At 73.7% G+C, this 12,993-nt stretch carries 11 protein-coding genes; 3 read left to right on the forward strand and 8 right to left on the reverse strand.

Annotated elements, in window-relative coordinates; genetic code table 11:
* Positions 1-16: 16 nt before the first annotated feature.
* Positions 17-2,551 carry a CDP-glycerol glycerophosphotransferase family protein gene (locus ACIPYS_RS18545; protein ID WP_400747324.1) on the forward strand — a complete coding sequence of 845 codons (2,535 nt, stop codon included), beginning with the start codon at positions 17-19 and terminating at the stop codon, positions 2,549-2,551.
* On the opposite strand, the gene ACIPYS_RS18550 is transcribed toward ACIPYS_RS18545, so the two are convergent.
* The 6 genes from ACIPYS_RS18550 to ACIPYS_RS18575 form a co-directional block, all read right to left on the reverse strand.
* Positions 2,536-3,090, reverse strand: coding sequence for a 2'-5' RNA ligase family protein (locus ACIPYS_RS18550; RefSeq protein ID WP_231977749.1), 555 nt, complete (start codon positions 3,088-3,090; stop codon positions 2,536-2,538). The genes ACIPYS_RS18545 and ACIPYS_RS18550 overlap by 16 nt on opposite strands.
* Positions 3,087-4,127, reverse strand: coding sequence for a tryptophan--tRNA ligase (trpS, locus tag ACIPYS_RS18555; protein WP_093865077.1), 1,041 nt, complete (start codon positions 4,125-4,127; stop codon positions 3,087-3,089). Before trpS ends, ACIPYS_RS18550 begins: the two co-directional genes overlap by 4 nt.
* A 30-nt stretch (positions 4,128-4,157) precedes the next feature.
* Complete coding sequence (locus ACIPYS_RS18560; RefSeq protein ID WP_093861771.1) at positions 4,158-5,483, reverse strand: hemolysin family protein; 1,326 nt, start codon at positions 5,481-5,483, stop codon at positions 4,158-4,160.
* Positions 5,484-5,562: 79 nt separating this feature from the next.
* Complete coding sequence (locus tag ACIPYS_RS18565) at positions 5,563-6,555, reverse strand: malate dehydrogenase (protein WP_093861770.1); 993 nt, start codon at positions 6,553-6,555, stop codon at positions 5,563-5,565.
* Positions 6,556-6,778: 223 nt separating this feature from the next.
* A complete protein-coding gene (locus tag ACIPYS_RS18570; protein ID WP_037779666.1) occupies positions 6,779-7,198 on the reverse strand; it encodes a DUF3017 domain-containing protein in 420 nt (139 codons plus the stop codon).
* A gap of 73 nt (positions 7,199-7,271) precedes the next feature.
* A complete protein-coding gene (locus ACIPYS_RS18575; RefSeq protein WP_093861769.1) occupies positions 7,272-8,126 on the reverse strand; it encodes a bifunctional methylenetetrahydrofolate dehydrogenase/methenyltetrahydrofolate cyclohydrolase in 855 nt (284 codons plus the stop codon).
* Positions 8,127-8,777: 651 nt separating this feature from the next.
* Between ACIPYS_RS18575 and ACIPYS_RS18580 the strand changes: the two genes are divergently transcribed.
* The gene (locus ACIPYS_RS18580) at positions 8,778-9,521 is read left to right on the forward strand and encodes an RDD family protein (RefSeq protein ID WP_093861768.1); all 744 of its coding nucleotides are present in this window, start codon (positions 8,778-8,780) and stop codon (positions 9,519-9,521) included.
* Between the two features lie 146 nt (positions 9,522-9,667).
* Here ACIPYS_RS18580 and purH read toward each other — a convergent pair whose 3' ends face one another.
* Together purH and purN are read right to left on the reverse strand one after the other, a co-directional pair.
* Positions 9,668-11,248, reverse strand: coding sequence for a bifunctional phosphoribosylaminoimidazolecarboxamide formyltransferase/IMP cyclohydrolase (gene purH, locus ACIPYS_RS18585; protein WP_093861767.1), 1,581 nt, complete (start codon positions 11,246-11,248; stop codon positions 9,668-9,670).
* Between the two features lie 69 nt (positions 11,249-11,317).
* Entirely contained in the window at positions 11,318-11,983 is a 666-nt protein-coding gene (purN, locus tag ACIPYS_RS18590) for a phosphoribosylglycinamide formyltransferase (protein WP_093861766.1), read from the reverse strand.
* Between the two features lie 365 nt (positions 11,984-12,348).
* Between purN and ACIPYS_RS18595 the strand changes: the two genes are divergently transcribed.
* Positions 12,349-12,990 carry a hypothetical protein gene (locus tag ACIPYS_RS18595; protein WP_093861765.1) on the forward strand — a complete coding sequence of 214 codons (642 nt, stop codon included), beginning with the start codon at positions 12,349-12,351 and terminating at the stop codon, positions 12,988-12,990.
* Positions 12,991-12,993: the final 3 nt, after the last annotated feature.

Genomic DNA, 12,993 nt, shown 5'->3' on the forward strand with positions numbered 1-12,993 from the left:
AGAAAGGTCCGTGGCCATGGCTGTCCTCACCCGGTTCGTCCTCCCGCACGCCGCCCCCCGGTTCGGCGACCCGCGCTTCGGCACCCCGCTGCCGGACGAGGAGGAGCACGCCGCCTTCGGACTGCTGCGCGCCCGCTGGACCTCCCGCGGACTGGAGCTCACCGGCTTCGCCCGCCCCGACGACCGGTCCACCGCCCGCCCCGGCTCGGCCTGGACCTGGCTGACGCTGCGCCCCGGCGACGACGGCACACCCCTCCACCTCCCCACCAGGCCCCGCCGGCTGCCCGAGATCACCGACGACAGCGCCCAGCCCGAGCACAACCACGACTGGGCCGGCTTCACCGCCCTGCTCGAGCCGCGCCGGCTGCGCACCGCCGACGGCTGGCTGCTCGGCGACCGGACCGTCGAGGCCACCCTGTTCACCCTCGCCCGGCCCACCCGGCTGCGCCGCCAGTACGGCGGCCTCGCCCCGCACTGGTGCGGCTCCGGCGAGTACCCGCCCGCCCGCTGGGTCGACCACGACGTGCGGCTCCAGCCGTACTTCGCCGGGGGCCGGCTCGCCGTCCGGCTGGAACGCCCCGCCGCCCGCCTCACCCGGGCCGTCCCCGGCCCCGACGGGATCGACCTGCACCTCACCACCACCGGACCGCTCCCGGACCGCACCGCGTTCCGGCTGCGCCACCGCGAGAGCGGCACCGTCCTGATCCGGCCCGCCACCGGCACCGGACGGACCCGCGGCGTCCGCCTGCCGTACGCGCCGTTCACCGCCGACGGGCGCGGCACCGGCGAACTGGAGCACTGGGACGCCGCGTTGGTCCACCCCGACGGCACCGCCGAGCCGCTCGTCCTGGACGAGCGCGGCGGGCCGGTCGCCGGCCAGCACCCGCTGCCCGGGGCCGAGGACCGGGCCCTGCACCTCAAGCACCTGGCCGACGGCCGGCTCCAGCTCTGCGTCCGGCCCGCCGCCGGCTGGGTCGAGCGGCTCACCACCCGGGCCGGCGGCTTCGAACTCACCGGCCACTGCCCCGCCGACGGCCCGCTGGAGCTCGTCCTGCGGCACAACGGCACCGGCGGCGAGGTCCGTCACCCCGTCAGGACCGGCCCGGGCCGACGGTTCACGATCCGGCTGCCCGCCACCCGCACCGGTTCCGACGGCACCGCGCTGCCGCTGCGCAAGGGCCTGTGGGAGGCCACCCTGGAGCCCGTCGGCCGGCCGGGACCGGCCCGCCCGCTGACCGCCTCGCCCGCCGTCCTGGCCGCGCTGCCCGCCGCCACCGAGGCCGGCGGCAAGCGGATCCTGCTGGAGCGCCGCTGGCACGACACCCTGCTGCTGGACTCCACCCCCGTGCTCACCGCCGCCGAACGCAGTGCCTGGACCCAGGCCCGCCAGCGCACCGCCGGCTACCCGGCCGCCTGCCGCGAACCGCTGCGCGAGGCCGTGCTCTACGACGTCTTCGGCGGCCGCGGCTACGCCGACTCACCGCGCGCCGTGCACGCCGAACTCGCCCGCCGGGGCACGCCGCTGGAACACCTGTGGGTGGTCGACGACGCCCAGGCCGAGCTGCCGCCCGGGGTCCGCGCCGTCCGGGTCTGGAGCCCCGAGTGGTACCGGGCGCTGGCCACCAGCCGCTACCTCGTCGGCAACACCCACTTCCCGGACTTCCTGCGCCGGCGCCCCGGTCAGGTCGTCGTGCAGACCTGGCACGGCGCCCTGCTCAAGCGGATCGCCCACGACGTCGAGAACCCCTGGCTCGCCGACCACGGCTACCTCGCGGCCCTCGACCGGGAGACCCCGCACTGGAGCCTGCTGCTCTCCCCCAGCCCCTTCGCCACCCCGATCCTGCGCCGGGCCTTCCGCTACCGGGGCGAGATCCTGGAGTCCGGCTACCCGCGCAACGACGTGCTGGCCCGCCCCGACCCGCGCCGGGCGGCCGCCGTCCGGCGCCGGCTGGGGATCCCGGGGGGCCGGCGGGTGGTGCTCTACGCGCCGACCTGGCGGGAGGACCGGCCTCGCCCGGACGGGGACGGCTTCCGGCTCGACCTGCGGCTGGACCTCGACCGGGCCCGGCAGGCGCTCGGCGAGGACCACGTGCTGCTGCTGCGGCCGCACGCGCACGTCCGCGAGCCGCTGACCGGCACCGGGGACGGCTTCGCGATCGACTGCGCCGACTACCCGGACGTCCAGGAACTGCTGCTGATCGCCGACGTCCTGGTGACGGACTACTCGTCGATCCTGTTCGACTTCGCGGTCACCGGCCGGCCGATGCTGTTCTTCACCTACGACCTGGCGCACTACCGGGACGGCCTGCGCGGCTTCGCCTTCGACTTCGAGGCGCAGGCGCCGGGACCGCTGCTCGACGACTCGGCCGGCCTGGTCGCGGCGCTGCGCGCGCTCGCGGACGACGGCGGCGCGCTGCCGGCCGGGTACGCCGAGCGGTACCGGCGCTTCCGGGACACCCACTGCGCGCTGGACGACGGCGACGCGGCCCGCCGGGCGGTCGACCGGATGCTGCGGCTCGGCGGCCGGCCCGCGGGTCAGGAGAAGGCGTAGGAACGCCAGGGCCGCCAGACCTCGTCGACGTCGAAGCGGGAGAGGCTGAACCCCGGGACCGGGAAGGCCGCGTGGAAGGACCGGGCCTGCTCCTGGGCCCGGTCGAGCACGTCCTCCTCGAGGCCGTGCGCCACCGTCACGTGCGGGTGGTACGGGAAGGCCAGCTCACGGGCCAGCGGACCGGAGCGGACGTCGGCCTCCAGCAGCCGGCACTCCCGCTCGCCCTCCTCCACCCGGACGAAGACCACCGGGGAGACCGGGCGGAAGCTGCCGCCGCCGCGCAGCACCATCCGGAACGGCCGGTGCGCGGCGGCCACCGCCGCCAGGTGCTCCTCGATCTTCGGCAGCTCCTCGACCGGCACCTCGGTGGGCGGCAGCAGGGTGACGTGCGTGGGTATCGACCGGGCCAGCGGATCGCCGTGACCGGCCCGCGCGTCCTGGATCGCCGTGCCGTGCGGATCCGGGACAGTGACGGACACGCCGATGGTCAGGAACTCGGGGAGCTCCTGACCACCGGGCAGGCTCGTCAGCGCAATCACCGCGCGGAGGCCGGGAGGAAGCCGATCCGGTCGTACACCGTGGCCAGCGTCTCGGACGCCACCGCGCGGGCCTTCTCGGCACCCACCGCGAGCGCGCGGTCCAGCTCGGCCGGGTCGTCCAGGAAGGTCCTGGTGCGCTCCTGGAACGGCAGCACCCACTCGGTGAAGAGCTCGGCCAGCTCGGTCTTCAGGGCGCCGTACATCTTGCCCTCGAAGTGCGCGACCAGCTGCTCGACCGACTGCCCGCTGAGCGCCGAGTGGATCCGCAGCAGGTTGGAGACGCCGGCCTTCTCCTGCTCGTCGTAGCTGACGACGGTGCCGGTGTCGGTGACGGCGCTCCTGAACTTCTTGGCGCTGGCCTTCGGCTCGTCCAGCAGGCTGACCAGGCCCTTGGGGGAGGACGCGGACTTGCTCATCTTGACGGCCGGGTCCTGGAGGTCCTGGATCTTCGCCGTCTCCTTGAGGATGTACGGCTTCGGGACCGTGAAGGTCGGGCTGTAGCGGGAGTTGAAGCGCTCCGCGAGGTCGCGGGTGATCTCCACGTGCTGGCGCTGGTCCTCGCCGACCGGGACGGCGTCCGCCTGGTAGAGCAGGATGTCCGCGATCTGCAGGATCGGGTAGGTGAACAGGCCGACCGTGGTGCTGTCGGCGCCGTACCGGGAGGACTTGTCCTTGAACTGGGTCATCCGGGAGGCCTCGCCGAAACCGGTGAGGCAGTTCATCACCCAGGCGAGCTGAGCGTGCTCGGGCACGTGCGACTGGACGAACAGGGTGCAGTGCTCCGGGTCCAGACCGGCGCCGAGCAGCTGCGCGGCGGAGATCCGGGTGTTCTGGCGCAGCGTCGCCGGATCCTGCGGCACGGTGATCGCGTGCAGGTCGACGACCATGTAGAAGGCGTCGTTCTCCTTCTGCAGATCGACCCACTGGCGGACCGCGCCCAGGTAGTTGCCGAGGTGGAAGGAACCGGAGGTGGGCTGGATGCCCGAGAGCACCCGGGGACGGTCCTTGACCGGACCAGTGACCGCTGCGTTGACCATGCGGGCCATTGTTCCAGTTCCACCGACCGGTCAGGAAACCTCCTGCCCCGGCGGTTCCGCCAGTGTGACCGCACTCACCCTCACCCGGGCGATCCGCCGGCCCTCCAGCTTGGCCACCGTCAGCAGCACCTCCTCGCCGGGACCGGCCGGGATCCGCACCCGGTCGCCGTCGGCGGGCAGCCGGCCGAGCGCGGCGACCAGGCAGCCGGCCACCGTCTCGTACGGGCCCTCGGGGAGGGTGACGCCGGTCTCCTCGACGAAGTCGGCCAGGTTGAGCAGGCCGTCGAGCTCCACTCCGCCGCCGGCCAGGCGCCGGGTCGGGGAGGACTCCGGGGTGTCGTACTCGTCCCTGATCTCCCCGATCACCTCCTCCACCAGGTCCTCCAGGGTGACGATGCCGGCGGTGCCGCCGTACTCGTCGACCACGATCGCCAGGTGGTGGCCCTCCCGGCGCATCTCCCCCATCGCCTCCAGCACCCGCTTGGTGCCGGGCAGCAGCTTGATCGGGCGGGCCAGGTCGCGGACCTTGGCGGCCCGTTCGCCGCGCGCCCCGTACAGGTCGCGGACGTGCACGAAGCCGGTCACCGCGTCGTAGCTGCCCTCGACCACCGGGTAGCGGGAGTGCGGCGAGGAGTCCGCCTGGGCGCGGACCTCGGCGAGCGGGCGCTCGGCGTCCAGGAAGGTCACCTCGGTGCGCGGGACCATCACCTCGCGCAGCTGGCGCTCGCCCGCGGCGAACACGTCGGCGATCAGCGTCCGCTCGTCGTTCCCGAGTTCGGTGTTGGCGGCGACCAGGCCGCGGAGCTCCTCCGAGCTCATCGAGCCCCGGCCGGCGGTCGGGTCGCCGCCGAGCAGCCGGACCATCAGGTCGGTGGAGCGGCCGAGCAGCCAGATCGCCGGGCGCAGCACCACCGACATCACGTCGACCACCGGCGCGGCCAGCAGCGCGATGGAGTCGGCCCGCTGGAGGCCGATCCGCTTCGGGGTGAGCTCGCCGAGCACCAGCGAGACGTAGCTGATCACCAGGGTCAGCCCGACCAGGGCGGTGGCGTCGGCGACGCCCTCGGACAGCCCGGCCCGGACGAACAGCGGGGCCACCTTGCCGGCCAGGGTGTCGGCCCCGAACGCGGCGGAGAGGAAGCCCATGCAGGTCACGCCGACCTGGACGGCCGCCAGGAAGCGGTTCGGGTCGGCGGCGAGGTGCGCGGCCCGGGCCGCCCGCCGGGTGCCGCGTGCCTCCAGCGTCCGGATCTGTCCCTCGCGCAGCGAGATCAGCGAGATCTCGGCGACGTTGAACAGGCCGCCCAGGACGATGAAGACGAGGACGAGCGCGGCGTCCTCGATGGTTTCGTTCACAGCGGGCCAGTGTAGGGCGACGGCCCGCCGCCCCCGCGGAACGGGGACGACGGGCCGTCGTGGAGGCGTCGGGGCCGGCTCAGATGAGGCCGAGCTCCTGGACCGCGTCGCGCTCCTCGGTCAGCTCCTGGACCGAGGCCTCGATGCGGCCGCGCGAGAAGTCGGAGATCTCCAGGCCCTGGACGATCTCGAAGGCGCCGTCCTTGGTGGTGACCGGGAAGGAGGAGATCAGGCCGGCCGGGACGCCGTAGGAGCCGTCGGAGACGACACCCATCGAGGTCCAGTCGCCCTCGGCGGTGCCGTTGACCCAGGTGTACACGTGGTCGATGGCGGCGTTGGCGGCCGAGGCGGCCGAGGAGGCGCCGCGGGCGTCGATGATGGCGGCGCCGCGCTTGGCGACGGTCGGGATGAAGTCGTTCTCCAGCCAGGCCTGGTCGCTGCCGACGGCCTCGAAGGCCGGCTTGCCGGCGATCTCGGCCTGGAAGATGTCCGGGTACTGGGTGGCGGAGTGGTTGCCCCAGATGGTGACGCGCTTGATGTCGGAGACCAGGGCGCCGGTCTTCAGCGAGAGCTGGCCGACGGCGCGGTTGTGGTCCAGGCGGGTCATCGCGGTGAAGCGCTCGGCCGGGACGTCCGGGGCGTTGCGCTGGGCGATCAGGGCGTTGGTGTTGGCCGGGTTGCCGACCACCAGGACCTTGATGTCGTCCGCGGCGTGCTCGTTGATGGCCTTGCCCTGCGGGCCGAAGATGCCACCGTTGGCCTGCAGCAGGTCGCCGCGCTCCATGCCGGCGGTGCGCGGACGGGCGCCGACCAGCAGCGCGACGTTGGCGCCGTCGAAGGCCTCGGCCGGCTTGTCGGTGATGGTGATGTCGCGCAGCAGCGGGAAGGCGCAGTCCACGAGCTCCATGGCGGTGCCCTCGGCGGCCTTGAGGCCCTGCGGGATCTCCAGGAGGCGCAGGTTCACCGGGACGTCGGCGCCGAGCAGGTGGCCCGAGGCGATGCGGAAGAGCAGCGCGTAGCCGATCTGGCCGGCGGCTCCGGTGATGGTGACATTGACGGGGGTGCGGGTCATTTCTACCTTCTCCAGCAAATCGCCAGGTGCCCCAGGCACGTCGGCGCGCTGGAGCCGAGGACGGTCTCTCGACATCGAGAGAACCGGCGTCAGGGTATCGCAAAGGGAAGCGTACGCCGCGGTCGCGGTCGTGACTGATCCGTCACAGACGATGACGGCCCCCCGCCCGGGCGTCGGGCGGGGGGCCGTCGGGCGGCTCCCGGTCAGCGGTGCGGACGGCCGGTCAGCGGCGCGGGCGGCCGATCAGCTGGCCGATGTTGTCCAGCAGCGGAAGCTCCAGCCACGGGTTCGGCTGGGCCATCAGGGTGAGCAGGACGATCGACAGGCCCAGGAAGGTCAGCACGATCACATCGGTGAAGCGGCTGCGCACCGCCAGCATGCCGACCTCCGGCAGCACCAGCCGCAGCAGCGCGCCGAGCAGCACACCGCCGCCGACGATCAGCAGCCCGTACTTGAAGCCGTCCTGGAAGTCGGCGAACCAGGTGACCGCCAGACCGGCGGCGACCACCAGCAGGACCACCGTTATCGGCCACTGCCGGACCGGGAGCGCGTGGTCGCGCCCGAGCGCGGCCGCCGAGCCCTCGGGGGGCAGGGTGCCGGTGGTCTTCACCGGCCTGCGCCGGGTCCGGCGCGGTTCGCTCATGGCTTCCCGTCCTTCGGGATCGTCGATCGGATGGGTCCGGGCCGGGCGGGGCCCGGCGGGTCGGGCGCGGTGGTCAGACGCCGGCGCGGCGCTCGGCCGCCACCACGATGTTGTTGAGCAGCATGGCGCGGGTCATCGGGCCGACGCCGCCGGGGTTCGGGGAGATCCAGCCGGCCACCTCGGCCACGTTGGGGTGCACGTCGCCGACGATCTTCCCCTCGCTGCGGCTGACACCGACGTCCAGCACGGCCGCGCCGGGCTTGACGTCCTCCGGCTTGACCAGGTGCGGCACACCGGCGGCGGCGACGATGATGTCGGCCTGGCGCAGGTGGTGGGCCAGGTCGCGGGTGCCGGTGTGGCAGAGGGTGACGGTGGCGTTCTCGCTGCGGCGGGTGAGCAGCAGGCCGATCGAGCGGCCGACGGTCACGCCCCGGCCGACCACGACCACCTCGGCGCCGTCGATCGCCACGCCGTGGCGGCGCAGCAGCTCGACCATGCCGAGCGGGGTGCAGGGCAGCGGGCCCTCGATGCCCAGGGCGAGCCGGCCGAGCGAGGTCGGGTGCAGGCCGTCCGCGTCCTTGTCCGGGTCCATCAGCTCCAGGACCGGGTTCGGGTCGAGGCCCTTGGGCAGCGGCAGCTGGACGATGTAGCCGGTGCAGGTCGGGTCCGCGTTGAGCTCCCGGACGACGTTCTCGACGTCCTCCTGGGTGGCGGTGGCGGGCAGCTCGCGCTGGATCGAGGCGATGCCGATCTCGGCGCAGTCCTTGTGCTTGCCGTTGACGTACCAGCGGCTGCCCGGGTCGTCGCCGACCAGGACGGTGCCGAGGCCGGGCGTGATGCCCTTGGCCTTGAGGGCCGCCACGCGGGTGGCGAGTTCGGACTTGATCGCGGCCGCGGTCGCCTTGCCGTCGAGAATCTGCGCAGTCATGACCCCATTCTCCCGGATCGGGGCGGGAGTCCGTGCCACCGGTCCCGGGCCGCGGACGGGCGCCGCGGGGCGGGCCCGGGAGAGGGCCGGACCGGGGGCGGGCGGGGGCCGGGGCAGGTACCGGAGGCGGGCCGGACAGGGAACGGGCGCGGAACGGGCGGAGGACGGATGGAGGACGGGTGGAGGACGGGTGGAGGCCGCGGGGGCGGTCCGGGCGGGGGCCGGACGGATGCGGAACGTTCGGCTCTTATTGCGGTTGCGCCACAGTCCGGCCCGAGGTGCGGACGCGGCTGGACACGGTACTGCCGTCCGGTCGACGATAAGCAGGCATTCCCCGCCGCATCCGGCCCGGTGACGGGCCGACGGACAGACCCGGCGGGGCGTACTCGGGGGAAGAACGAAGTGAGCCGACCAGACCGCACCGCGCCGACGACCGACCGCCGACGCGGGTTGCCGCGCGCCACCGGGCCGTCCCGGCTCCCGTTCGCACGCTTCCCACGGCCCTGAGCGGGCGCGCGCACCGGTCGGCCCACGCCCCCGGTGTCGGTGTGCTCCGCTAACGTCCCGTCCGACCGGCTACCCGTCCAGCCGGCCCGTTCCGGGGCCTCCGCTGTCCCGTCCCCACTCGTCCCCATCTGCCCGGAGGCATCGATGAGCTACCCGCCCGACCCCAACAACCCGTACAACCAGCCCCAGCAGCCCCAGCAGCCCGGCTACGGCTACCCGCAGCAGGCTCCGCCGGCCGCCGGCTACGGCTACCCGCAGCAGCCCCCGCAGCAGCCGGGCTACGCCGTGCCGCAGCAGCAGGCCTACGGCTACGCGCCGATGCCGGGCACCATCCAGGCGAACAACGGCTACATCAACATCGCCCAGCTCGGCACCGTCAAGCTGGCGACCATGGGCCAGCGCTTCCTGGCCCGTCTGATCGACGGTCTGGCCGTCGGCGCGATCATCGCCCTGGTCATGGCCCTCGGCCTGGCCGGCGCGCTCGGCATCGTCAAGAACACCGACGACTGCACGGGTTACACCTACGGCAGCTCGGCCTACAACGACTGCCTCCAGCAGCAGACCGACGCCGCGAGCGGCATCGTCGCCACCATGATGATCATGATCGGCGTGCTGGCCGTGTTCAACCTGCTCTACGAGTGGCTGCTGGTCTCGTTCGCCGGCGCCACCCTGGGCAAGATGGCCATGGGCCTGCGCGTGGTCAAGGAGAGCACCGGCCAGAACCCGGGCCTGGGCGGCGGCTTCATCCGCTTCATCATCCCGATCGTCGGCGCGGTCCTCTGCTACATCGGCGCGCTGCTGGTCTACCTGTCGCCGTTCTTCGACAACTCCGGGAAGCTGCAGGGCTGGCACGACCGTGCCGCCGGCACCCTGGTGATCAAGAAGTAACGCGGCACCGCGCACGGCGGAACGGCCCGGCCCCCTCGGTGGAGGGAGCCGGGCCGTTCCGTGTCTCCGGGGCGCTCCGTGTTCCGGACCGTTCCGTGTGCCGTGTTCCGTGCCGTTCCGCCGGCGCCGCGGCGCCGGCGGACGCGTCAGTGGAAGAAGTGGCGGGTGCCGGTGAAGTACATGGTCACCCCGGCCTCGGCGGCGGCCGCGACCACCTCTTCGTCCCGGATCGAGCCACCGGGCTGGACGATCGCCCGCACGCCGGCCGCGATCAGGATCGCCGCGCCGTCCGCGAACGGGAAGAAGGCGTCCGAGGCCGCGTACGAGCCCTTGGCCCGCTCGCCGGCCCGCTCCACCGCGAGCTTGCAGGAGTCGACGCGGTTGACCTGGCCCATGCCGACACCCACCGAGGCGCCGTCCTTGGCCAGCAGGATCGCGTTGGACTTCACGGCCCGGCAGGCGCGCCAGGCGAACGCCAGCTCGGCCAGCTCGGCCGGGGACAGCGCCTCGCCGGAGGCCAGGGTCCAGGTCGCCGGGTCGTCGCCCTCGGCGTGCACCCGGTCGGCGTCCTGGAGCAGCACGCCGCCGGAGACCGGGCGCACCTCCTGGCGGTTCGCCGGGGCCTCTGGGGCGAGCAGCACCCGCAGGTTCTTCTTGCGGGCCAGCACCTCGACGGCGCCGTCCTCGAAGCCGGGGGCCACCACGACCTCGGTGAAGATCGGGGCGATCTGCTCGGCCAGCGCCACCGTGACCGGGCGGTTGACCGCGATCACGCCGCCGTACGCGGACACCGGGTCGCACTCGTGCGCCTTGCGGTGCGCCTCGGCGACGTCGGCGCCGGTCCCGATGCCGCACGGGTTGGCGTGCTTGATGATCGCGACGGCCGGCTCGGCGTGGTCGTAGGCGGCGCGGCGGGCGGCATCGGTGTCGACGTAGTTGTTGTACGACATCTCCTTGCCGTGCAGCTGCCGCGCGCCGGCCAGGCCGCCGCTGCCGTCGGTGTACAGCGCCGCGCCCTGGTGCGGGTTCTCGCCGTAGCGCAGCACGTTCTGGCGCTCGAAGGCCGAGCCCAGGAAGGCCGGGAAGGCGTCCTCGGTCTCCGTGTAGCCGGACTCCTCGAACCAGTTGGCCACCGCGACGTCGTAGGCGGCGGTGTGGGCGAAGGCCTGGGCGGCCAGCCGCTTGCGGGTCAGCAGGTCGAAGCCGCCGCCCCGGACGGCCGTCAGCACGTCCTGGTAGCGGGCCGGGTCGACCACCACGGCCACCGAGGGGTGGTTCTTGGCGGCGGCGCGGACCATGCTCGGGCCGCCGATGTCGATCTGCTCGACGCACTCGTCCGGGGTGGCGCCGGAGGCGACGGTCGCCTTGAACGGGTAGAGGTTCACCACGACCAGGTCGAAGGGCTCGACGCCCAGCTCGGCCAGCTGCGCGCGGTGCGACTCCAGCCGCAGGTCGGCGAGGACGCCGGCGTGCACGCGGGGGTGCAGGGTCTTCACACGCCCGTCCAGGCACTCCGGGAAGCCGGTCAGCTCGGAGACCTCGGTCACCGGGACGCCCGCGGCGGCGATCCGGCCGGCGGTCGAACCGGTGGAGACGATGGCGACCCCGGCGGCGTGCAGGCCCTGGGCCAGCTCCTCCAGACCGGTCTTGTCGTACACGCTGATCAGCGCGCGGCGGATCGGCCGGACGTTCTCGGAGACAGGGGGCGTGGTGGGAGCGGCGCTCATGCTCCCACCTCGCTGCGCTCGGCGGGCGCTGCGCGCCAGGCACCGTTCTCGATGATTCGTTCGCTCCGCTCACTCATGTGCCGGAATCCATACCTTTCGGTCCTCGATGCGGTGACCCTCGCGGGCCAGCCGGCCCACGACGTCGACGAGCAGCTTGCGCTCGACAGTCTTGATGCGTTCGTGCAGCGCCTCGCCGCCATCGGCGTGGTCGGCGTCGTGGACCTCCACGACGCCCTGCGCGATGATCGGCCCGGTGTCGACGCCGGTGTCGACCAGGTGGACGGTGCAACCGGTGACCCTCACCCCGTACGCCAGGGCATCGGTGACGCCGTGGGCGCCGGGGAAGGAGGGCAGCAGCGCGGGGTGGGTGTTGACGATCCGTCCGGCGAAGGCCTCGACGAAGCCGGGGCCGAGGATCTTCATGAACCCGGCCGTGACGACCAGGTCCGGCTCGTACCCGGCGACGGAGGCGGTCAGCGCGCGGTCCCAGTCGGCCCGGTCCCCGTGGTCCTTCACCCGGTGCACGAAGACCGGCAGCCCGGCCCGCTCGGCGCGCTCCAGCCCGGCGATGCCGTCCCGGTCCGCGCCCACCGCGACGATCTCCGCCCCGAACCCGGGGTCGGCGACGGCGTCGATCAGCGCCTGGAGGTTGGTGCCGGAGCCGGAGACCAGCACCACCAGACGGGCCGGTCCGGGCGTGCGGGGCGGGAAGAGCTGAGCGGGGGCGGCGGCCACTGCGCGATTCTCCGTAGGTCGGGCGCCGCCCGCTGGTACATCCACCGGCGGTGGGGCCACTACGAACGGCAGGTCGAGCGGGGAGGAACTCCAGGAGAACCCGCCGCGACGCGGGCCCCGGGGAACCCGTGGGAGCTGCTGACCGTCACCACCATAACGGCTGGTCGGACGGCCTCCGAAACACCGTCCGGGGCTACGCGCGTAGCTGAGACCGGGATCTCGCCGGCCGTCCGCGACCGGGCCCGGACCCCGGCGGACCGCCGACTCCCGGGCGGCAGGACGTGCCCGGACCCCCCACAGGGGCCTGCGGGAACATAGGGTGGCGCGGGCACCCGCCCCACCGACCGAGAAGGAATGGCCGAACCATGAGCAGCGGTGACGACACCGGCGAGCGCAACCCCTTCGCGCCGCCGCCGGCGGATGCCCCCGAGCAGCCGTGGCGCCCGCGCGCTCCCCACCCCACCGGCGAGCCCGACCGGCCCGAGGGCCAGGAGGGCGAACCGGACGACCGTCCGCTCGTCCCGCCGCCCCACCCGTGGAGCCCCGGCTACCAGGGCGGCGGCTGGCACCCCCGCCCGCCCGCGCCGCAGCCGCCCCGGCTCGACCCGAACGACCCCGCCCAGCGCAAGGCCCGCAACGCCGCGCTGGCCGGCATGGCCGCGCTGGTCTGCGCGTTCGCCGCGCTGCACTACGTCGCCCTGTTCGTCGGCGCGCTGGCCATCGTCTGGGGCGTCTCGGCGATGCGCGCGCCCCGGCCGGCCGGCACCGACGGCGGCACCCCGGCACCCGCCGGCCCCGGCGCGCAGAACCCGCTCACCCCGGCGGCGCTGGCCGGCGTCCTCACCGGCGCGATGACGGTGGTCTTCGTCTCCTCGGTGCTCGGCCTCGCGCTGTACTACAACGACTACGTGACCTGCGTGCAGGACTCGCTGACCTCCAGCGGCGCCGACGGCTGCGACCGGCTCGCCCCGCAGTGGTACGTGGACATCACCAAGAAGAGCGACTGAGCC

It is taken from the genome of Kitasatospora sp. NPDC089913, from assembly GCF_044748625.1.
In the GTDB taxonomy this organism is placed as follows: domain Bacteria; phylum Actinomycetota; class Actinomycetes; order Streptomycetales; family Streptomycetaceae; genus Kitasatospora.